We start from the raw sequence: 20,683 nt of genomic DNA, 5'->3' as shown, positions 1-20,683 counted from the left end.
AGATCGAAGAGCAGGTCGTCGCCGACATCCAGCGGCTGCTGGGCGAGGACCACCCGAACACCCTCACCGCTCGCGCCAACCTAGCCATCTCCTACCAGCAGGCAGGGCGCACGAGCGAGGCGACCGAAATCCTGGAGCAGGTCGTCGCCGATCGGCTACGACTGCAGGGCGAGGACCACCCGAACACTCTCACCGCTCGCGGAAACCTGGCCAGTTCCTACTGGCAGGCAGGGCGCACGAGCGAGGCGATCGAAATCCTGGAGCAGGTCGTCGCCGATCGGCTACGACTGCAGGGCGAGGACCACCCGGACACTCTCACCGCAGTCAGCGGCCTTGAACATTGGCAGGCAGAGACCGCGGGACCTGATCCGAATCAAGACTGATGGCGTGTCACCTAGGTGTAGCGAGCGTGGTTCGGCGAGATGTCACAGTCTCAAGGGCAGTCTCATACGGACTTGTTCACAGGAGTTCAGCATGGCTTCTGTAAAGCTGCTGACCAGTGCAAAGAACGCCAGCGAACACCTCTGAACGGCGATGCCACTCCCTTGAAAGCGGGAGACGGGCAACCGTCCGGGGGTTCAAATCCCTCCGCTTCCGCAGTCGATGAGGGTTGTGCGGGCCGGCTGACGGCCTTCACGCCCGAACATGCCTTTATCTCGCCCATTCACGGCGCCTATCGCCTTGGGGCGGAAACCCTCTCGCGAGCCGGCAGAAACGAACCGGCGGCGGTACCCACTCGGGCACCGCCGCCGGTTGTCAGAGGGAAATCAGGACGTGGCTGCGTGTGAGTGGGTGTCCGCGGAAGCCGACTTCATCAGCGTTGCAGACTTGCGGGCCTCCGCGCGCTTCTGACGCGGCGGGACGCCGTTGACGTCCTCGGTCGAGACGCCGTAGGCGGCCGTCACGAAGGCGATGGCGCCCGCGTTGCGGCCCAGGGCCACTCGGTCGATGTTGCCGAGGTTGTCGCACTTGGCGTGGTAGCAGGGGTCGTAGGCGATGCCTGCGGTGCCGCCCCACTTGGCTGCCTGTGCGGCGGTCTTGAGGCCTTCCGCGCCGGTGAAGAGGCCGCCGGCCGGGATGCCCTGGGCGATGAACTCGCCGTAGTCGGAGCGGCCCGAGAAGTCCGTGCCTTCGGTGGGGACGCCCTTGGCGGCGAAGTAGTCGGCGAAGGCCTTTTCGATCTGGGCCGAGCCGAACGGGCCGGGGCCCGCGCCCACTGCGTCGCTGTCGTCGCCGTCATAGATGAAGTAGGCGGCGTTCGGGGAGCCGACCATGTCGAAGTTCAGGTAGAGGGCGATGTCCAGCTGCTGCTCGAACGTCAGCGAGCGGACCCATTCCTCGGAGCCGATGAGACCGCGCTCTTCCGCGCCCCACCAGGCGAAGCGGATGGCGTTGTCGACCTTCGGCTTGGAGCCGAGCTGCAGGGCGGTCTCCAGCAGGGCGGCGGAGCCGGAGCCGTTGTCGTTGATGCCCGGGCCCAGTTCGACGCTGTCGAGGTGGGAGCCGGCCATGACGACGTTGTTCTTGCGGCCCGTGCGGGTTTCCGCGATGACGTTGCGCTGGGTGACGGTCTCGGTGTGGAAGCGCATGTCCACGGTGACCGAGGCGCCCGCCTTGCTGGCGAGGGTGGTGCCGTCGGCCTGGGAGATGCCGCCGGTCGGGATCTTGCCGGGGTTGGTGAGCGTGACGTCCTTCAGCGGGCCCGCGGTGTTGTTCGAGACGAGGACGCCGATGGCGCCCGCGTTGAAGGCGTTGAGGTGCTTCTGCTCGAACGTGCAGCCGCCGCGGCGGATCAGGGCGATGGAGCCGGCGAAGTTCTGGCCCGCGAAGTCGGTCGCCTCGCAGCCCGTGGTGGTGTCCTCCGGGACGACTCGCAGCGTGCCGGTGATGCCGCCGACCGGGGTCTGCGGCGACTCGATCATCACGATCGCCTGGTAGTTCACGCCGTCGACGCGGGCGGTCTCCGCGTCGTTGACCGGGACTTCGAAGCTGAAGTTCGGGGTGGTGACGATGAAGCCCGCGTCGCGCAGCTTGCCCGCGACGTAGTCGACGCTCGCGTCGTAGCCCGGGGTGAGGGCCGCGCGGTTGCCGCCGTTGCGGTCGGCGAGGCGCTGGAACGCGATGAGGTGCCGGTTGACGCCTTCGACCGTCACCTTCTTCGCGAGCTTCTTCGCGAGAGCGGGACCTGCCGGCTCAGCGGCGGCGGACGCCGTGGCGGTAGGGGCAGCGACTAGTGCCGAGATGGCAAGCACAGCCGCCAGCTTGGATCTGCCGGACATGAACGTTCCCCTTCGTTCGAGATTGCTGAACCCTCACAAAAGGGAGACCCAGGACACAATCCGTCGGTCGGCGGGAGTTCAGCTGGTGATCAGCTGAACACACTCCGCTAGCCCTTCGACAGTCACGTTCCAGTCGGGGCGCACGAAATCGGCGGCGTCCAGACGGAGTCGTACGTGCTCAAGGCGTTCTCCGCGCGGTGCGATGCGCAAAGTGCCGTCGTGCACGTAACCGAGCTTGGCGCTCACACGGTTTGACGCGTGGTTACCGAGCCATGCGGCCGAACGAGCGACGTCCGCACCCAGGTGGTCGAACGCGAACTGCAGCACGGCGACACGCATCTCCGTACCGAAACCGTTGCCCTGGAACCTCTTGCCGAGCCACGAGCCGGTGCCCACCTCGCGCAGCACGGCGAAGTCGCGCGCGCCGACGTCCTGCACGCCGATCGCCCTGCCCTCGTACCGCACGACGAACGGGATCACCCAGTCCGCGGGCGAGAACTTCGCCCGCTGCCCCCAGAAGTGCTGGAGCAGCCCGCGGCCGTCTCCGAGGTCGTCGGTCCAGGGCACGTTGAACGGCATCTCGGCCGGGTCGTGCACGCCCTCGCGCGCCACCTCGATCAACTCGAACAGCGACGCGTCGTCGTCCGGGCGCAGCTCCAGTCGCGGGGTGCGGAGAACGAGGTGTCGCAACGGCCAGGCGTCCATGATCCGATGGTGCCGGACCTGTCGAACGGTATTACGGTCGACTGTATGCATGCGATCACCGTGAACGAACCCGGCGGCCCAGAGGTGCTCACCTGGACCGAGGTCCCTGATCCGGTGCCGGGTCCGGGCGAGGTGCTGATCGACGTCGCCGCGAGTGCGGTCAACCGCGCCGACCTGCTCCAGCGCCAGGGCTTCTACCCGCCGCCCAAGGGCGCTTCGGACGTCATCGGCCTGGAGTGCTCCGGCACGATCGCGGCGCTCGGCGAGGGTGTCACCGGCTGGCAGGTCGGCGACGAGGTGTGCGCGCTGCTCGCGGGCGGCGGCTACGCGGAGAAGGTCGTCGTGCCCGCCCCGCAGGTCCTGCCGATCCCGGGCAACGTCGACGTCGTCACGGCGGCCGCGCTCCCCGAGGTCGCCTGCACGGTCTGGTCGAACGTCGTGATGGACGGCAGGCTCAAGCTCGGCGAGCGGTTCCTCGTGCACGGCGGCGCGGGCGGCATCGGCACGCACGCCATCCAGGTCGCCAAGGCCCTCGGCGCCACGGTCGCGGTCACCGCGGGCTCCGACGAGCGCCTCGCCAAGTGCAAGGAGCTCGGCGCGGACATCACCGTCAACTACAAGACCCAGGACTTCGTGGAAGAGGTCAAGCAGGCGGACGTCGTCCTCGACAACATGGGCGCCTCCTACCTGGGACGCAACATCGACCTGCTCGCGCCCGACGGCCGGTTGATGATCATCGGCATGCAGGGCGGTGTGAAGGGCGAGCTGCCGATCGGCAAGCTGCTCGCGAAACGCGCGTCGGTGATGGCGACCGGACTGCGCGGCCGCAGCGTCGAGAGCAAGGGCGCCATCGTCGCCCAGGTCCGCGAGCACCTGTGGCCGTTGATCGAGAGCGGCGCCGTGCACCCGATCGTCGGCGAGGTCGTGCCGATGTCGAACGCCGCCGAGGCGCACCGGCTGCTCGACAACGGCGACGTCTTCGGCAAGGTCCTGCTCAAGCGAGAGCGGTAGCCGCCGCCAGCGAGGTCCGGGGAGCCGTGCGGAACTCCAGCCCGAACTCCTCGGACCACCGCGTCAGCACCGCCGCCTCGTCCGGCCGGTCCACGTCGTCGGCCAGCACCGTCGCACCGGGCGCCAGCACGGCCCGCAGCACGGGCAACGCCGGATAGCGCGAGTCGCCGAACCCCGGGCCGTCCACGAGCAGCAGGTCCACCAGACCGAACCGTTCGACGTACCCGAGCACTTCGTCGTGCACCTGCTGCGGCGCGTACCACTGGCCGTGCCGCGACAACGCCGCCGGATGCCGCGACAACGGCGCGTGCACGACGCGGGCCACAGAACCCAGCCCCTCACGACGAAGTTGCGACGCAACGAAAGCAGCGAGCCGTTCGTCGTGCTCGATCGCCAACAGGTGCCCGAACCCGCGCTGCTGCAACAAACGCGCCAACAGCACGGCGGAAGACCCGCACCCGAGTTCGACCAGAACGGTCCGCGCGCCGAGCACGATCTCGTCCATCACCGCGACCAGCGCCGCCGGTCGCAGGTCGCCGACCGTCGCCGGCAGGTACTCGGTGTTCAACGAGCCGATGCGGTGCAGGGCCGAGAGATCAGCCAGCTCGCGAGCCAGCACGTCGTCCACAGAGGATCTCTCCCACCCTGTCAGCCCAGCTCGGCCACCGCCCGCACCAGGTCGTCCATCTCAACGGCGTTCGTGTAGTGCGCGAGCCCGATGCGGATGGCGCCGCCGATCTCACCGACGCCCAGCACCGAGAACACCCCGTGCTGGCCGGGGTCGGCGAACGCGCAGACACCCCGGGACGCGAGGTGTTCGACGCCGTCCGCCGCCTTGACCCCGGCGATCGAGAACGCCAGCGCGGGCACCCGCCGCATGGCGTCGCCGATCACCATCACGTGTCGCAGCGACCGCAGTTCGTTGATGAGGTTAGCGAGCAGTCCGGCCTGGTAGGCCTTCACGGACCCGAGCGACGTGAGCAACCGCTCGCGCCGCGTACCGGAGGCCGCGTCGTCCAGCTCCGCGAGGTACTCGACCGACGCAACGAGCCCGGCGAGCATCGGATACGCGTGGGGGCCGAGCTCCAGCCGTTCCGGGCCGCGCGCCATCGGATCCACTGATACCGACGGCAGCCGCTCCAGCACCGACGGGTCGCGGAACACCAGCGCGCCGACCGGCGGTCCACCCCACTGCCCGGCCGACAGCGCCACGACGTCGGCTCCCATGCCAACGATGTCCAACGGCACGAACGGCGCCGCGGCAGAGGCGTCGACGACCATCAACGACCCGTGCGCACGAGCGACGGACGAGATCTTGGCCAGGTCGGGCCTGGTGCCGACCACCCCGGACGCCGCCGTGATGGCGATCAGCTTCGTGCGGTCGGTGACGAGCTCGTCGAACTGCCAGCTCGGCAGCTCGCACGTCTCGATGTCGATCTCGGCCCACTTGACGGCGCTGCCGGTCCGCTGTGTCGCGCGCAACCACGGCGCGATGTTCGCCGGGTGGTCCAACCGGGAAACCAGGACCTCGTCGCCCATGAACCAGTCGTCGGTCATCGCGTCCGCGAGCCGTTGCAGCAACACCGCCGACGACGGCCCGAGCACGACTCCGGCGGGATCGCCTCCGACCAGGTCGGCGACCGACCGGCGGGCGGCGTCCACGATGCCCTGGGCGCGCTGGGACGCGGGGAAGATGCCGCCGGGTCCGGAGACCGGGGCGCGCAGCGCGGTGGAGACGGCGGTGGCGACCTGTTCGGGCACCTGCATGCCGGCCGGTGCGTCGAGGTGGACCCAGCCGTCGCCGAGCGCGGGGAAGAGCCCTCGTACTCGTGCGACGTCGAACGCCATGACACACACCGTACGTATATGGGCAAACACAGCAACTACCAGCCCCACCCCGATTAGTTTCGAAAACGTGAATGGCGCGAGGATGGAGACCATGAACCAGGAGCAGCCCGTCGTAATCGTCGGCGGCCAGGACGGCGACATCGCCGACCTCGTCGAACAGCCGGCCAAGGTCATGCGGATCGGCACGATGATCAAGCAGCTGCTGGAGGAGGTGCGCGCGGCTCCCCTGGACGAGGCCAGCCGCAACCGTCTCAAGGAGATCCACAAGCGGTCCATCGAGGAGCTCGAGGACGGCCTCGCGCCGGAGCTGCGCGAGGAGCTGGAACGGCTGTCGCTGCCGTTCACCGAGGAGGGCACCCCCTCGGACGCCGAGCTGCGGATCGCGCAGGCCCAGCTCGTCGGCTGGCTGGAGGGCCTCTTCCACGGCATTCAGACGGCGTTGTTCGCCCAGCAGATGGCGGCACGGGCCCAGCTGGAGCAGATGCGCGGCCGGGCACTGCCCGCGGGCAGCGGTGGCGAGGGCGCCGAAGGTGGCATCACGGGCAAAGGCACCGGCCAGTACCTCTAGCCGAGGGACCGGGTGTTGGTTCTACGATGCCCGCTGAACTTCCTGGAGAGGAGCCATCGTGCTCGAGCAGGTGCGCCGTGCCCTGTCGGCGAAGCAACTGCGCCACAAGCTGCGGGTGAAGGCGATCGAACTGGTGGCGGACGCCGTCGCCCCGATCCGCGCGCAGGTCGACGACCTGCAACGCAAGGTGGACGACCTCGGCCGGCAGGTGCAGGACGAGATCCGCCACCAGGGTGACAGGTCCGTCGACCAGACCCGTCAGCTGGAGATCCGCACTCGCCGCGACCTCGTCTTCGCGGGTGAACAGGAAGCCGCGCTGCAGAGCGCGCAGTTCGTCCGCGAACACATGCCGCACGCGCCGCAGTTCGGTCACCCGCACGAGACGCTCGAACACGCGCTCACGCTCGCCCCCGAAGGCGGGCTCGCGCTGGAGTTCGGCGTCTACCAGGGGACCACGCTGAAGATCATCGCCACCGCGCGTGGCGGCGAGGACGTCTACGGCTTCGACTCGTTCGAGGGCCTGCCGGAGAACTGGCGCAACGGCTTCCCCGCCGGCGCGTTCAACGTCGACGGCCTGCCGGAGGTGCCGGGCGCCGAGCTCGTCGTCGGCTGGTTCGACGAGGTGCTGCCGGGCTTCCTGGCCGAGCACGAGGGCCCGGTGACGTTCCTGCACGTCGACTGCGACCTCTACTCCTCCACGAAGACCGTGCTGGAACTGGTCGGGCCGCGGCTCGTCGAAGGCAGCGTCATCCACTTCGACGAGTACTTCAACTTCCCCGGCTGGCAGGACCACGAGCACAAGGCCTGGACGGAGTACGTCGAGGCGACGGGCATCGAGTTCAGCTACGAGGCGTTCACCTACGACAACGAGCAGGTAGCCATGCGGGTGACCAAGATCCCCGCTCGTTGACCACTCCGTGACGTACCGGCGTCCAGGTCGGTGAACGGACGCCGGTACGCTCAGTCCTCGTGCAAGCCACCAGTACCCTCGAGCACCCCGAGGCGCCGCCTGCCGTCAAGTCGCGCAGCTTCAAGCGCGCGTTCGCCGACGTGCGGGAGGCGTGGGACCACCGCGAACTGTGGGGCCACCTCGGCTGGCAGGACATCAAGCAGCGCTACCGCCGTTCGGTGATCGGTCCCCTGTGGATCACCATTTCGATGGGCACCACGGCTCTCGCGCTCGGCCTGCTGTATTCGGTGCTGTTCGACACGAACGTCCCGACGTTCCTCCCGTACGTGACGGTCGGCTTCATCGTCTGGAACTTCATCCTCGGCTGCATCACCGAGGGCACGGACGTGTTCATCGCGAACGAGGGGCTCATCAAGCACCTCCCCGCGCCGATCACCGTCCACGTGATGCGCATGGTGTGGCGCCAGGTGCTGTTCCTGCTGCACAACCTCGCGGTCTACGCGATCGTGCTGGCGATCTTCTTCCCGGCGCTGAGCCACCAGTACACGATCAGCGACGGCGGCCCGGTCCACCCCGGTCTGAGCTGGACCATCGTGCTCGCGATCCCCGGTTTCGCGCTCCTCGCGGTCAACGCGGTGTGGGTCGCGCTGGCGTTCGGCGTCATCAGCACCCGCTTCCGCGACATCCCGCCGGTCGTGACCAGCTTCATCAACCTGGTCTTCTTCATGACGCCGATCGTCTGGGACGCGGGCGTGCTGCAGAAGGTCACCGGCGGCGGTGGCAGCAACGACTGGCGCATCCTGATCGCCGAGCTCAACCCCGTGTACCACTTCGTCGAGGTCGTCCGCGCCCCGCTGCTCGGCCACGCGGTCGACTGGCACCACTGGGCGATCGTCGGCGGTTTCACCGTCGTCGGCTGGGCGCTCGCGATGGTCATCCTGCGCAACTACCGCGCCCGCGTTTCCTACTGGGTCTAGAGGAGGTCGACTAACCATGGTCAGCATCGACGTCTGGAACGCATCGGTCGACTTCCCGATCTTCGACGCCAAGTCGAGGTCGCTGAAGAAGCTCGCGTTCGGCAAGGTCGGCGGCAAGATCGGCTCAGAGGGCCGGGTGCCGATCATCGAGGCGCTGCACGACATCTCGTTGTCGCTCAAGGACGGCGCCCGCGTCGGCCTGGTCGGCCACAACGGCGCCGGCAAGTCCACGCTGCTGCGCCTGCTGGCGGGCATCTACGAGCCGACCCGCGGCCAGTCCCGCATCGTCGGCAAGGTGGCGCCGGTCTTCGACCTCGGCGTCGGCATGGACCCGGAGATCTCCGGCTACGAGAACATCATGATCCGGGGCCTGTTCCTCGGCATGACCCGCAAGCAGATGGAAAAGCGCGTCGACGACATCTCGGAGTTCACCGAGCTCGGTGACTACCTGCAGATGCCGCTGCGCACGTACTCGACCGGCATGCGCGTGCGACTCGCGCTCGGCGTGGTCACCTCGATCGACCCCGAGATCCTGCTGCTCGACGAGGGCATCGGCGCGGTCGACGCGGCGTTCATGGCGAAGGCCCGCGACCGCCTCAAGGACCTGGTGAAGCGCTCCGGTCTGCTGGTGTTCGCGAACCACTCCGACGAAACGCTGCTGGACTTCTGCGACAGCGCGATCTGGATGGACGAGGGCCGTGTCAAGATGCACGGTGGTCTCCGCGAGGTGCTGACCGAGTACAAGGGCTTCGACCCGTTCGACCGGATGAGCACCGAGCAGCTGGCCAGGCTCGGCTACTCCTCCTCCCCCGTCCTCACCGGAAACGGCGGCGAATAGACAGTGAACCTCGAGGCACTGCCCAAGGGCTCCGTGGTGGCGGTGGTGGTCACCCGCCACCGCCGTGAGCTGCTCTCCGAGTCGCTCAAAGCCCTCTCGACGCAGACGCGCGTCCCCGACCACCTGGTGGTCGTCGACAACGGGCCAGACCAGCCGGTCAACGACCTGGTCGAGCAGTGCCCCCTGCCCACGACGTACCTGGCGTCGCACCGCAACCTCGGCGGCGCCGGCGGCTTCGCGCTGGGCATCCTGCACGCGCTGTCGATGGGCGCGGAGTGGGTCTGGCTCGCCGACGACGACGGCCGCCCCGCCGACGAGAACGTGCTCGAAGTCCTCCTCGGGGAGGCAGAGCGCCGGGGCCTCGCCGAGATCTCGCCGGTCGTCACGAACATCGACTCGCCGGACAAGCTCGCGTTCCCGCTGCGCAGGGGCCTGACCTGGAAGCGCTCGGCAGCCGACCTCGGCACCGACTTCCTGCCGGGCATCGCGTCGCTGTTCAACGGAGCCCTGTTCCGCGCCACGACGCTCGACGTCGTCGGCGTGCCGGACTACCGCCTGTTCTTCCGCGGCGACGAGGTCGAGGTGCACCGCCGCCTGGTGCGCAGCGGCCTGCCGTTCGGCACCTCGCTGAAGGTCGCGTACGTCCACCCGGACGGCTCGGACGAGTTCAAGCCGATGCTGGGCGGCCGCTTCCACGCGCAGGACCCGGAGAACCCGGTCAAGCGCTACTACACCTACCGCAACCGCGGCTACCTGCTGGCCCAGCCCGGCATGCGCAAGCTGGGCGTGCTGGAGGTGTTCCGGTTCGGCCTGTACTTCCTCGGCGTCCGCAAGGACCCGAAGGCGTTCGTGGAGTGGTTGAAGCTGGTCCGGCTGGGCCGGCGGGAGCAGTTCTTCCGCAAGTGAGCACGGCCGCAACGGCCCTTCCCGGTTCGCCGGGAGGGGCCGTTGCCGTTTCCCGGGAGTGGGACAACTCGGGCCCGCGCACTCAACCGCAGTCGTCAACGCAAGCCGACCCCGCACGCAAGCCAGGCGCGCGCTCTCAACCGGCAGCCGTCAACGCAAAGCCAACCACCTACGAAACCTGGCGTTGCGAAGCGAAGCGAGCTCGAACGGGCTGATGCCCCATCGGGAACCGGTTCCACCGCTCAAGGCGATTGGGGCTTGACTTTGGGTGCGAGGTGCTAGCTTCTCGAGCTCGGCCGGGCGCTTTTCAGCCCGGCCTTTTCCGGCCGACCAGCGCCTCGCAAGGGCCCCGAAGTCAAGCCCCAATCGCACACCCCAGGTCTTTCGTCGAGACCCAACCCGACCACCCTCGCAACCGCCGGCCGAACTGTGGGACCTGACGCGAGTTGTGATCGCCTACTCCCGGTAAGGGGAGTAAACGTAAAGTAGTGATCTCCCGACGCAGACTTCTGACGACCGCGGGCGCCCTGACCCTGCTCTCCGCCTGCGGATCCAACACCGGACGCAACGCGCAGGGCCTCAGCCAGTGGTACCACGCATACGGCGAACCGGGCGTGCAACAGGCAGTCGAGCGATACGCACAGGCCTACGGCAAGGTGCCGATAGACGTCCAGTGGAACCCAGGCGACTACGACTCGAAGCTGGCCACCGCCCTCCTGTCCGGCACCGGCCCGGACGTCTTCGAGGCCACCACCCAGGTGAGCGCGGTACGAGCCGGACAACTGACCCCGCTGGATGACGTGATCGCGCCAGCCCGCGACGACTTCACCGCGTCGATCCTCGCCGGGCACACCGTGGACGGTCAGCTCTACGGCATCCCACAGGCCGTCGACATGCAGATGCTGTTCTACCGCAAGAGCATGCTGGCCAAGGCCGGCGTCCAACCACCGTCCACTGTGGACGAACTGGTGGACGCGGCCAGGCGGTTGACCAACAACAACACCAAGGGGCTGTTCGCCGGCAACGACGCCGGCGTGAAGGTGCTCGCCGGCCCCGCGCTGTGGTCGGCCGGGCTCGACTACGTGACGCCGGAGCACCAGGTCGGGTTCGACGACCCCGTTGCGGCGCAGGCGATCGGCAAGCTGCGTGACCTCCAGGCGAGCGGGGCGTTGCTGCTGGGCGCGGTGAAGGACTGGTCGGAGCCGGACGCCTTCACGCAGGGGCTCGTGGCGATGCAGTGGACGGGACTGTGGACGGTTCCGGCCGTGCAGAAGGCCCTGGGTGACGACTTCGGCGTGCTGCCGTGGCCTCGGCTGAACGACGCCGGCAAGCCGTCCGTGCCGGTCGGGGCGTACGGCGCGATGGTGAACGCGAAGTCGGCGAAAGTGGCCGAGGCCAAGGAGTTCGTGCGCTGGCTGTGGGTGGAGCGCACCGACTACCAGCAGGACTTCAACCAGTCGTACGGCTTCCACATCCCGCCACGGCAGTCGCTCGCGACGTCGGCGGACAAGGCCAAGACCGGCGCCGCCGCGGATGCGGTCAGTTTCGTGCGGGACAACGCCAAATCGTCCAACCCGCCGGACTGGACGTCGGCGATGCGGACCGCGTTCGAGGACGCCGTGGCGAAGGTCGTGCGCGACGGTGCCGACGCGTCGTCCGAACTGCGCGGCGCCGTGGGCAAGGTGCGGGACGAGCTGAAACGCCTCTACGGATGACGCGCACCTTCTGGCTGTTCGTGGGGCCGTTCTTCCTCGGGCTGCTGGTGTTCGTGTACGTGCCGATCGGGTGGAGCGTGCTGCTGTCGTTCTTCGACGCGCGCAACACGGTCACGCCGACGACGTTCGTGGGGTTCGACAACTACGTCGACATGCTCACCGACGGGCCGTTCCTCCAGTCACTGGGCACGTTCAGCGTCTTTGCGGTGTTCGTGGTGCCGTTGACGTTCGTGCTCGCGCTGGCACTGGCGTTGCTGGTCAACGGAATTCGCTTCATGCAGGCGTTCTTCCGGTCGGTGTTCTTCCTGCCGTTCGCCTGCTCGTACGTCGTGGCGTCGCTGGTGTGGAAGCTGTCGCTGTTCAACGGCGTGCGGTACGGGCTGGCGAACACGGTGCTGGGGTGGTTCGGCGCGGAGCCGATCGCGTGGACCGTCACGCCGCCCTGGTACTGGGTGGTGCTCGTGACGTTGCGGCTGTGGCTCCAGCTGGGGTTCTACATGATCCTGTTCATCGCCGGCCTGCAACGGATTCCGCACCACCTCTACGAAGCGGCGTGGATCGACGGCGCACGGCCGTGGCAGGCGTTGCGGCACATCACGTTGCCGCAGCTGCGCACGACATCGGTCGCGGTGCTGCTGCTTCTGCTGATCGCGGCCTATCAGGCGTTCGACGAGTTCTACAACGTGCTGGGCTCCGGCCCGTTCGGCAGGCCGCCGCTCGTGTACCTCTACTACACGTCGCTGGGCAGCGGCGGGCAGGACTTCGGGCACGGCAGCGCGGGCGCGGTGATCCTGTCGTTGCTGATCGCGGCCGTGACGCTGGCACAAGGCCGGGTGTTCACGCGATGAAGGCCGTCAGGTACACCGCACTGACGGTGGTCGCGTTCTTCTTCCTGCTGCCGTTCTACCTGGTGCTGCGCAACGGCCTCGCGCTCGAGTCCGAGATCACCGCGGCCGACTGGACCTGGTGGCCGACCGAAGTCCACTGGGAGAACTTCGCCGAGCTGTTCAACGACCCCGCCGTGCCGTTGCTGCGGAGCATGCTCAACTCTCTCGTCGTCGCGGTGCTGCAAACGGTGGGACAGCTGCTGTTGTGCTCGTTGGCAGGCTACGGACTGGCGCGCATCCCATACCGGTACTCGAACGTCGTGCTGTACCTGGTGGTCGCGACGCTGATGATCCCGGCGGCCGTGACGTTCGTGCCGTCGTTCGTGGTGGTGTCGACCCTCGGCTGGGTCTCCGACCTGCGCGGACTGGTGATCCCCGGCCTGTTCAGCGGGTTCACCGCGTTCCTGTTCCGGCAGTACTTCCTGACGTTCCCGCGTGAGCTGGAGGAGGCCGCGCGCATCGACGGCCTCGGCCACTGGGGAACGTTCTGGCGGATCGTGGTGCCGAACTCGCGCGGGTTCTTCGCCGCGCTGGGCGTGATCTCGTTCGTGACGTCGTGGAACCAGTTCCTGTGGCCGTTGGTGATCGCGCAGGACCAGGACTCGTGGACCGTGCAGGTGGCGCTGTCGACGTTCCTCACCGCCCAGTCGCTCAACCTGCACGAGCTGTTCCTCGCGGCCGCGGTGTCCATCGCGCCGTTGGTGATCGTGTTCGTGGCGCTGCAACGGTTCCTGGTGCGCGGCGTGACCGAGACGGGCATCAAGGGATAGCAAAAGGGCCCCCGGAATTCCGAGGGCCCTTTCCAGAACGACATCAGTTGTTCTCGAACACCTTGCGCCACGACTCGACCGAGGTGAGCTCGGGCAGCGCGTCGCGGTAGACCTTCTGCATCCGCGGCCACTCGGCGGACAGCCGCCGGTAGTTGCGGACCGCGCGCTTCATCAGGGCGCGGAACTCCTTCGGGTCGCGCTTGCGGAACGCGACACCGCTGCCGTCGGCGTTGGAGACCGTGGCGCTGTCCAGGTTGCCAAGGAGAAACCAGCGGGCGTTGGTCGCCGGCACGTTGATCTGCGGGCGCTCGGCCGTGGCGGCCTGGGGCTCACGCAGGTTGTGCATGAGCGCCTTGGCGGCCTCGGACGCGATGGTGACCGGGTTCGTGGGCGGCGTGAGCATCTGCTCGGCGCGGACCATGTCGAACGTCGGGGCCGGGAACTCGCGGGCGGACGGCAGGACCTGGGCGTCCGAGTAGTCCTTGCGGAGCTCGCGGATCGCCGGGAGGGCCGTGCGCAGCGAGTCGAACAGCTTCGACGGGCCGGCCAGGAAGTCCTCGATCGCCTTCTGCTGCACGGCGACGGTCGAGTACTCCATCGACAGCAGGTGCCGCAGCGACAGCTTCAGGCCCTGCTTGAGCAGCGTGGACCGCACGTCGTACGGGCTGTGCAGCGCCGCGAGGACGAGGCGGTTGCGGGTGTGGAAGTACGCCTGCCAGTCGGTGGCGTCGTTCTTGTCCGTCCACGGCATGTGCCACACGGCCGAGCCGGGCAGCGAGACCGTCGGGTAGCCGCGCTCGAGGGCGCGCAGCGAGTACTCCGCGTCGTCCCACTTGATGAACAGCGGCAGCGGGTAACCGGTGCGCTGGACGACCTCACGCGGGAACAGGCACATCCACCAGCCGTTGTAGGTGGAGTCGATGCGGGCGTGCAGCTCCTCGGTCTCCCGCAGCGTCTCGGCGCCGAAGTCGTGGTCGGTGAGCGCGCCCGGCGCCGCGCGCCAGTAGCAGGTGCCCAGGTCGACGACCTCGCCCATGCTGTGCAGGCGGGCTCGGGCCTGGAGGTTCAGCATGTGCGAACCGACGATGACCGGCTGGGCCGCGGCACGCGCGAACGCGTTCGAGCGCAGGACGGCGTCCGGCTCCAGGCGGATGTCGTCGTCCATCAGCATGATCTGGTCGGCGTCGGTGTGCTCGATCGCCTCGTACAGACCGCGGGTGAAGCCACCGGAGCCACCGAGGTTGTCCTGCTCGATGATCTCCAGCTTGTCGCCGAGAGCCTTGACGGCCTCGGCGTAGCCCTCGGTGTCGCGGACCTTGACCGAGCCCTGGTCGGCGACGAAGACCTTCTTCAGCACGGCCAGCACGGCCGGGTCCTCGCCGAGGGTGCGCAGCGCGATGACCGCGTCGACCGGGCGCATCGTCGTCATGCCGATGGCGACGGTCTGGGTCGGGAGCACCTGCTCGGTGGTCCAGGCCGCCTCTTCGATCTCGATCGTGGTGTCGTCGGTGAAGACGTCGAACCAGATCCAGCCGCCGTCCTCGAACGGCTTGAGCGACACCTTGATGGCGATGTCGGAGTACGACTTCGGGCTGCGCACGACGTGGCCGTCGAGGTGCACGATGTCGCCGTTGGCCTTGGAGCGGTAGACGTCGATGCGACCGGCACCGCGCACGCGCAGGCGCAGCACGACGTCCTCGATCACCGTCCAGCGCTTCCAGTAGCTCGCGGGGAAGGCGTTGAAGTACGACGCGAACGACACCTTCGCCGAGGTCGGAACCGTCACCGCGCGGCGGCCCGAGACGTGGCTGTGCACGTTGGCCGGCTCGTCGAGGTACAGCGGACGCACGTCCAGCGGGTCCTCGTCCCGCGGCATGATCACCCGCTGCAGGACCTGAGTCGGGTTGATCTTCGTAGCGCTTGCGGTTTTGGCCTGCTCGGTCACGTGCTTCCTCCGGCGAACCGCACGCGGTCGGTTCGGGTCAGTCAGCTTCATGGATGGCTTCCGCCACAGAAAGTAGTCGTGGCGCGGCGCGTCAAGCGCCCATAGTACTCATTGTCCAAAGACGATCGCCCGGCCGCACAGGTTGTACGGCCGGGCGAAATGCGATCTAAATCGTCACCATCAGTCCAGGTCGCCGTTGATCGGCGTGCCCTCGGTGAGGTGCGGAGCGATCTTGTTGTCGAACGCGCTGAGCGCGGATCCGATCGCCATGTGCATGTCGAGGTACTTGTAGGTGCCCAGACGGCCGCCGAAGAGGACGTTCTTCTCGGCCGCCTCCTTCTTGGCGAGCACCCGGTACCGCTCCAGCTTCTCGCGGTCCTCGGCGGTGTTGATCGGGTAGTACGGCTCGTCGTCCTTCTCCGCGGCGCGGGAGAACTCGCGGACGATGACCGTCTTGTCCTTCGGGTAGTCCCGCTCCGGGTGGAAGTGGCGGAACTCGTGGATGCGGGTGTAGGGGAACTCCGCGTCGTTGTAGTTCATGACCGGCGTGCCCTGGAAGTCGCCCGTCTGCACGACCTCCTGCTCGAAGTCGAGCGTGCGCCAGCCGAGCCAGCCCTCGGAGTAGTCGAAGTAGCGGTCGACCGGACCGGTGTAGACGATCGGCGTGCCCGCCGGGATCTCGTCCTTCACGTCGAAGAAGTCCGTGTCGAGGCGGACCTCGATGTTCTCGTGCTCCGCCATCTTCTGGAGCCACGCGGTGTAGCCGTCGACCGGCAGACCCTCGTAGGTGTCGTTGAAGTAGCGGTTGTCGAAGTTGTAGCGGACCGGGAGGCGGCTGATGACCGCGGCCGGCAGCTCCTTCGGGTCGGTCTGCCACTGCTTCGCGGTGTAGTCGCGGATGAACGCCTCGTAGAGGGGGCGGCCGACCAGCGAGATCGCCTTCTCCTCCAGGTTGGAGGCGTCCTTGGTGTCGATCTCCGACGCCTGCTCGGCGACCCACGCGCGAGCCTCGTCGGGAGACAGGTACTTGCCGACGAACTGGGTGATCAGGCCCAGGCCCATCGGGAACTGGTACGCCGTGCCCTTGTGCATCGCGAAGACGCGGTGCTGGTAGCCGGTGAACTCGGTGAACTGGTTGCAGTACTCCCAGACCCTCTTGTTCGAGGTGTGGAAGAGGTGCGCACCGTAGCGGTGCACCTCGATTCCTGTCTCGGGCTCAGCCTCCGAGTACGCGTTGCCACCGATGTGGGAACGACGTTCCAGAACGAGCACCCGCTTGTTCAGCTGGGAGGCGGCGCGCTCGGCAACGGTCAGTCCGTAGAAACCGGAACCGACGACGATGAGGTCAAAACCAGCGAAGCTCACGAACGTGGAGGGTACCGGTGCTCCCAGGCGTGGTCCCAACACCCCCTCCGCGAACCGCACCGGCCTTGATCAGCTAAAACGCGTGCGAGAGGCCGTCGGCGGCCGAGAACGCCGGTCGGGATAGCCTTGGTCGCGTTATCGCGGGTCAAGCCCGCACATCCACTTGCAGTCCAAACATGGGTGGTTCTGTGCCGACCGAAGCGAGCACGCTGCTGACCGTGGCGACCATCGGGACGTATCTCGCCGTCCTGTGGCTGCCGGGCGGGCTGGCCGCCGCGGCCGCGGGTGTGCGGGGCTGGGCGCTCGCCGCGAGCGCGCCGGTGTTCACGTACCTGATCGCAGGCCTGGCAGGCCCGTGGCTGTGGAAGATCGGGATCCCCTTCAACATCTGGACGTTCCTGGTCACCACCGTCGTCGTGACCGTGCTCTTCGGACTCGCCCGCTGGTTCGTCGTGCGCCGCAACGGCCCGATCGAGCGCGAACCGTCGCCCTGGACGCGCAGCGCGCACATCGCCGTCGCGGTGACGCTGCTGGCCGCCGCCGTCGTCGGGTTCGCCGTGCTGATGACGGCGATGCGCTGGGACCTCAACTCGATCCCGCAGGACTGGGACGCCGCCTACCACGCGAACGGCATCCGCTACATCGCCGAGACCGGCGAGGGCAGCCTCTACGCGACCGGCAAGGTCAACTGGTACGAGCTGCCGGACGGCGTCTTCTACCCGAACGCCTACCACCTGGTCGGCGCGCTCGTGTTCAAGCTGACCGGCGCCGCCGTGCCGGCCGTGCTGAACGCGAACACCGTGCTCCTGCCCGGCCTGCTCGCGCTGGCCCTGGTCGCGATGATCCGGCACTTCAAGGGCCGCGCCGTGACCGCCGTCTTCACCGCACTCGTCACCGTCGCCTGCACCAGCGCCACCTACGACAACCTGTGGCGCGGCCCGCTGCTGACGTTCACGCTCGGCATCGCGGTCATGCCGGTGCTGGCCATCGCGATGGACGCGTACCTCAAGCGCGCGTCGCTCGACACCGGCATCTACTTCGGCGGCGTCGCGGTCGGCCTGCTCGCGATCCACTCCAGCACGCTCTTCGGCGGCATCCTGTTCGTGCTGCCGATGTTCATCCAGCGCTGGTGGGGCAACCTGCGGATCATCTGGCGCGACTTCGTCAAGCTGCTCGTGCCCGCGGTCGTCGCCGTGGTCGTGACGCTGCCGCACCTGCTGGGCGCGCTCGCGGTCGGCGGCAAGATCGCGATCGTGGACTGGCCGTCGACGTTCCCGGTCAGCCAGTCGGTCGGCTCCCTGCTGACGTTCCAGCACGTCATCGCGCTGCCGCAGTACTGGCTGGCGCTCGCGCTGTGGGTCGGCCTGATCTTCGCCTCGCGCCTCGGCGAGCTGCGCTGGCTGCTCGGCTCGGCGGCGTTCTTCGGCGGCGTGTTCGTGCTGACGGCGTCGTACTCGCAGTTCTGGGTCGCCAAGCTGACCAGCCCGTGGTGGAACGACCAGTGGCGCCTGATCGCGCTGGCGTGCGTGCCGCTGGCCGTCGTCGCGGGCCACGGCCTCGCGCAGGTCTACGACTTCGCGAAGGCCGGCGCGGCGAAGGTGAAGCTGCCCGTCGGCCCCGGCAAGTACGTGGCCGGTGGCGTGGTCGTCGCGGCGTTCGCGCTGCTCAGCCAGGGTCTCTACTACAACCTGAACGCGAGCCAGGTGAAGCTCGGCTACGGCAACCAGCCGGGCGCCGACCGCCACAACATGGTCGTCAGCCCGACCGAGGTGCTCGCGTTCCAGGAGCTCGCGAAGCTGGTCAAGCCGGGCGAGCGGGTCCTCAACGACCGCCGCGACGGCACGGTCTGGATGTACGCGCTCGCGGGCGTGCAGCCGGTCGTCGGCCACTACGACGGCTCGGCCGAGTCACCGGCCGTGGCGACCCTGCAGTCGGAGTTCAACGACTACGCGACCGACGCCCAGGTCCGCGACGCCGTGAAGCACCTCAACGTCACGTACATCATCGTCGACGTCGGCTACGTGCACGGCGGCAAGGACCGCGTCGCCGGCCTGCGCAACCTCGACGGCAAGCCGTTCGTGCAGAAGGTGTTCTCCAACCAGGACTCGACGATCTACAAGCTGGTCCCGGAACCGGGCGCGCCGGTCAGCCCCTGATCTCGGAGTCGGCGAGGCCGGGGAACACGTCCCCGGCCACCTGCTCCAGCACCGTCTCGTGCCCGAAGTACACGCCTTCGCTGCGCGGCCAGTGCACGATCAGATCGGTGAAGCCCAGCTCACGGGCCCGCCCGGCGGCGTCCTGGAACGCCACCTTGCTGGACAGCGAGTACACCGGCGCCGAGTCGAGGTTCAGGTACCTGTCGATGGTGCCCTTGGCCCGGTTGATCGACGCGAGCTCGTCGTTGAACCGCCGCGTCACCTTCGCGACGCCCCGCCACCAGTCCTCGTAGCCGGGGTTCTCCACCTGCCGCGACCCGGTGGTGATCCACCCGGTGCCGTAGCGCGCGGCGACGTTCATGGCCTTGGGCCCGTCGGCGGCGACCACGAACGGCACCCGCGGCCGCTGCACGCACCCGGGATGCCCACGAGCCTCGTCAGCGGTGAAGAACTCGCCCTTCCAAGTGGTCTTGTCCCTGGTCAGCAGCAGGTCCAGCAGCTCGACGAACTCCCCGAACCGCTGCGTGCGCTGCGCGGGGGTGAGCTCCTGCCCGCCAATGGCGTCCGAGTCGTAACTACCGGTGCCGCCGGACCCGACACCGACGTTCAACCGCCCGTCCGACACGTCGTCGAGCGTCAGGATCTCGCGCGCGAAAGACACCGGGTGCCGGAACACCGGTGACGCGACGAGCGTGCCGAGCCGAATTTTCGAGGTGACCATCGCGGCGGCCGTCAGAGTCGGCACCGCCGAGAACCAGGGCCCGTCGACGAGTGTCCTCCACCCGAGGTGGTCGTACGTCCACGCGTGGGAGAAGCCGAGCTCCTCAGCCGCGCGCCACTTGGGTTCCGCCACCCACCAGCGGTACTCGGGAAGGATCACCACGCCAACTCGCACCGGACGACCCTAGCGAACCAGCTCCGTAGTTCAACGAATCCGCCATCAGCGAGGATGGACGTCGTGGAGAAACCGGCACTGGTGGCATCGGACGTAGACGGCACGATCCTCGGCACACACGAACAGGTGAGCGACCACACCGCCGCCGTGATAGGCAGGGTCCTGGCCGACGGCACCCCGTTCGTGCTGGTCACAGGCCGCCCACCGAGGTGGGTCCCCCGAGTCGCGGAGGCCCTGAACACCACCGGCTACGCGGTCTGCGCGAACGGCGCCGTGCTCTACCACGTGGGCGAAGACCGAGTCCTCTGGCAGCGCAGCATCCCCCCGATCCGCCTGATGGACCTGGTCCACGCCCTCGACACGGCCATCCCGGGCTGCGCGGTAGCCGCAGAACGAGTGGGCGAACGAGCAACAGACGTCGTGACGTTCCTCGCAGAACAGGGCTACCAACACGCCTGGCCAGAAGCCCACGACTCCGACACACGAGCCGAAGTCCTGGGCCACCCGGCCATCAAACTGCTGGTCAGAAGAGTGGGCATGACCAGCGCCGAAATGGTCACCGCCGCCACCTCCGTACTCGGCGACGAGTTCGCCATCACCTACTCGACCAACGCGGGCCTGATCGAAGTCTCCGAGCGCGACGTGACCAAGGCCACGGGCCTCGCCGACGTCTGCGAGCGCCTGGGCATCGCAGCACAGGACGTGATCGCGTTCGGCGACATGCCCAACGACATCCCGATGATCCAGTGGGTGGGCCACGGCGTAGCGATGGCCAACGCCCACCCAGAACTGCTGGCGGTAGCAGACGAGGTGACCGCCACGAACGAACAGGACGGCGTAGCCCAGGTCCTGGAACGCTGGTTCTAGAAGCCGAAGAGCAACCGCAGTCGCCAAAGCAAGGCGACCAC

The 20,683-nt window shown here is 68.0% G+C and carries 19 protein-coding genes; 12 read left to right on the top strand and 7 right to left on the bottom strand.

Annotated features, from left to right (window positions below):
• A partial coding sequence (locus ACFWNN_RS24860) for a tetratricopeptide repeat protein (RefSeq protein ID WP_382442315.1) occupies positions 1 to 383 on the top strand: 383 nt, incomplete at its 5' end.
• A 384-nt stretch (positions 384 to 767) separates the two neighbouring features.
• Here ACFWNN_RS24860 and ACFWNN_RS24855 read toward each other — a convergent pair.
• Together ACFWNN_RS24855 and ACFWNN_RS24850 are read right to left on the bottom strand one after the other, a co-directional pair.
• Positions 768 to 2,279 carry a M28 family metallopeptidase gene (locus ACFWNN_RS24855; protein ID WP_382442314.1) on the bottom strand — a complete coding sequence of 504 codons (1,512 nt, stop codon included), beginning with the start codon at positions 2,277 to 2,279 and terminating at the stop codon, positions 768 to 770.
• A 78-nt stretch (positions 2,280 to 2,357) separates the two neighbouring features.
• Positions 2,358 to 2,984, bottom strand: a complete 627-nt coding sequence (locus ACFWNN_RS24850) for a GNAT family N-acetyltransferase (RefSeq protein WP_382442313.1) — start codon at positions 2,982 to 2,984, stop codon at positions 2,358 to 2,360.
• Positions 2,985 to 3,029: 45 nt separating this feature from the next.
• Here ACFWNN_RS24850 and ACFWNN_RS24845 point away from each other — a divergent pair, with 45 nt between their 5' ends.
• On the top strand, positions 3,030 to 3,995 hold the full coding sequence (locus tag ACFWNN_RS24845) for an NAD(P)H-quinone oxidoreductase (protein WP_382442312.1): 966 nt from the start codon (positions 3,030 to 3,032) through the stop codon (positions 3,993 to 3,995).
• Here ACFWNN_RS24845 and ACFWNN_RS24840 read toward each other — a convergent pair.
• Together ACFWNN_RS24840 and ACFWNN_RS24835 are read right to left on the bottom strand one after the other, a co-directional pair.
• Positions 3,979 to 4,623 (bottom strand): class I SAM-dependent methyltransferase, encoded by a 645-nt coding sequence (locus ACFWNN_RS24840; protein WP_382442311.1) that lies wholly within the window; start codon positions 4,621 to 4,623, stop codon positions 3,979 to 3,981. The genes ACFWNN_RS24845 and ACFWNN_RS24840 overlap by 17 nt on opposite strands.
• A 20-nt stretch (positions 4,624 to 4,643) precedes the next feature.
• Positions 4,644 to 5,843, bottom strand: a complete 1,200-nt coding sequence (locus ACFWNN_RS24835) for a cysteine desulfurase-like protein (RefSeq protein ID WP_382442310.1) — start codon at positions 5,841 to 5,843, stop codon at positions 4,644 to 4,646.
• Positions 5,844 to 5,934: 91 nt separating this feature from the next.
• Between ACFWNN_RS24835 and ACFWNN_RS24830 the strand changes: the two genes are divergently transcribed.
• The 8 genes from ACFWNN_RS24830 (at position 5,935) to ACFWNN_RS24795 (ending at position 13,414) form a co-directional block, all read left to right on the top strand.
• Positions 5,935 to 6,411, top strand: coding sequence for a bacterial proteasome activator family protein (locus tag ACFWNN_RS24830; RefSeq protein WP_382442309.1), 477 nt, complete (start codon positions 5,935 to 5,937; stop codon positions 6,409 to 6,411).
• Between the two features lie 58 nt (positions 6,412 to 6,469).
• A complete protein-coding gene (locus ACFWNN_RS24825; RefSeq protein WP_382442308.1) occupies positions 6,470 to 7,321 on the top strand; it encodes a class I SAM-dependent methyltransferase in 852 nt (283 codons plus the stop codon).
• A gap of 59 nt (positions 7,322 to 7,380) precedes the next feature.
• Positions 7,381 to 8,298 carry an ABC transporter permease gene (locus tag ACFWNN_RS24820; protein ID WP_382442307.1) on the top strand — a complete coding sequence of 306 codons (918 nt, stop codon included), beginning with the start codon at positions 7,381 to 7,383 and terminating at the stop codon, positions 8,296 to 8,298.
• 16 nt (positions 8,299 to 8,314) lie between these two features.
• Positions 8,315 to 9,136: an ABC transporter ATP-binding protein gene (locus ACFWNN_RS24815; protein ID WP_382442306.1), complete on the top strand. Its 822-nt coding sequence runs from the start codon at positions 8,315 to 8,317 to the stop codon at positions 9,134 to 9,136.
• A gap of 3 nt (positions 9,137 to 9,139) precedes the next feature.
• Positions 9,140 to 10,042, top strand: a complete 903-nt coding sequence (locus tag ACFWNN_RS24810) for a glycosyltransferase (RefSeq protein WP_382442305.1) — start codon at positions 9,140 to 9,142, stop codon at positions 10,040 to 10,042.
• Positions 10,043 to 10,530: 488 nt separating this feature from the next.
• Positions 10,531 to 11,757, top strand: coding sequence for an ABC transporter substrate-binding protein (locus ACFWNN_RS24805; protein WP_382442304.1), 1,227 nt, complete (start codon positions 10,531 to 10,533; stop codon positions 11,755 to 11,757).
• Complete coding sequence (locus ACFWNN_RS24800) at positions 11,754 to 12,605, top strand: carbohydrate ABC transporter permease (protein WP_382442303.1); 852 nt, start codon at positions 11,754 to 11,756, stop codon at positions 12,603 to 12,605. The genes ACFWNN_RS24805 and ACFWNN_RS24800 overlap by 4 nt, the downstream gene beginning before the upstream one ends.
• The gene (locus tag ACFWNN_RS24795; protein WP_382442302.1) at positions 12,602 to 13,414 is read left to right on the top strand and encodes a carbohydrate ABC transporter permease; all 813 of its coding nucleotides are present in this window, start codon (positions 12,602 to 12,604) and stop codon (positions 13,412 to 13,414) included. Before ACFWNN_RS24800 ends, ACFWNN_RS24795 begins: the two co-directional genes overlap by 4 nt.
• 43 nt (positions 13,415 to 13,457) lie before the next feature.
• On the opposite strand, the gene ACFWNN_RS24790 is transcribed toward ACFWNN_RS24795, so the two are convergent.
• The gene (locus ACFWNN_RS24790) at positions 13,458 to 15,359 is read right to left on the bottom strand and encodes a glycosyltransferase (RefSeq protein WP_382442301.1); all 1,902 of its coding nucleotides are present in this window, start codon (positions 15,357 to 15,359) and stop codon (positions 13,458 to 13,460) included.
• A gap of 180 nt (positions 15,360 to 15,539) precedes the next feature.
• The gene (gene glf, locus ACFWNN_RS24785; RefSeq protein WP_382442300.1) at positions 15,540 to 16,724 is read right to left on the bottom strand and encodes a UDP-galactopyranose mutase; all 1,185 of its coding nucleotides are present in this window, start codon (positions 16,722 to 16,724) and stop codon (positions 15,540 to 15,542) included.
• Between the two features lie 188 nt (positions 16,725 to 16,912).
• On the opposite strand from glf, the gene ACFWNN_RS24780 reads away from it, so the two are divergent.
• The gene (locus tag ACFWNN_RS24780) at positions 16,913 to 18,880 is read left to right on the top strand and encodes a DUF6541 family protein (RefSeq protein WP_382442299.1); all 1,968 of its coding nucleotides are present in this window, start codon (positions 16,913 to 16,915) and stop codon (positions 18,878 to 18,880) included.
• On the opposite strand, the gene ACFWNN_RS24775 is transcribed toward ACFWNN_RS24780, so the two are convergent.
• Positions 18,870 to 19,775, bottom strand: coding sequence for an LLM class flavin-dependent oxidoreductase (locus ACFWNN_RS24775; RefSeq protein WP_382442298.1), 906 nt, complete (start codon positions 19,773 to 19,775; stop codon positions 18,870 to 18,872). The genes ACFWNN_RS24780 and ACFWNN_RS24775 overlap by 11 nt on opposite strands.
• Before the next feature lie 63 nt (positions 19,776 to 19,838).
• Here ACFWNN_RS24775 and ACFWNN_RS24770 point away from each other — a divergent pair, with 63 nt between their 5' ends.
• A complete protein-coding gene (locus tag ACFWNN_RS24770; RefSeq protein WP_382442297.1) occupies positions 19,839 to 20,642 on the top strand; it encodes an HAD family hydrolase in 804 nt (267 codons plus the stop codon).
• The last annotated feature ends 41 nt before the right edge of the window (positions 20,643 to 20,683 follow it).

The organism is Lentzea sp. NPDC058450 (assembly GCF_042721395.1).
Taxonomy (GTDB): Bacteria; Actinomycetota; Actinomycetes; order Mycobacteriales; family Pseudonocardiaceae; genus Lentzea.
Note: the sequence above shows the minus strand (reverse complement) of the source record. Positions and strands in the feature narration are given on the sequence as shown.

Coding starts and splice junctions, on each gene's coding strand:
- ACFWNN_RS24850 (WP_382442313.1), bottom strand. CDS start 2,984: ATGGACGCCTGGCCGTTGCGACACCTCGTTCTCCGCACCCCGCGACTG.
- ACFWNN_RS24855 (WP_382442314.1), bottom strand. CDS start 2,279: ATGTCCGGCAGATCCAAGCTGGCGGCTGTGCTTGCCATCTCGGCACTA.
- ACFWNN_RS24800 (WP_382442303.1), top strand. CDS start 11,754: ATGACGCGCACCTTCTGGCTGTTCGTGGGGCCGTTCTTCCTCGGGCTG.
- ACFWNN_RS24830 (WP_382442309.1), top strand. CDS start 5,935: ATGAACCAGGAGCAGCCCGTCGTAATCGTCGGCGGCCAGGACGGCGAC.
- ACFWNN_RS24795 (WP_382442302.1), top strand. CDS start 12,602: ATGAAGGCCGTCAGGTACACCGCACTGACGGTGGTCGCGTTCTTCTTC.
- ACFWNN_RS24835 (WP_382442310.1), bottom strand. CDS start 5,843: ATGGCGTTCGACGTCGCACGAGTACGAGGGCTCTTCCCCGCGCTCGGC.
- ACFWNN_RS24845 (WP_382442312.1), top strand. CDS start 3,030: ATGCATGCGATCACCGTGAACGAACCCGGCGGCCCAGAGGTGCTCACC.
- ACFWNN_RS24815 (WP_382442306.1), top strand. CDS start 8,315: ATGGTCAGCATCGACGTCTGGAACGCATCGGTCGACTTCCCGATCTTC.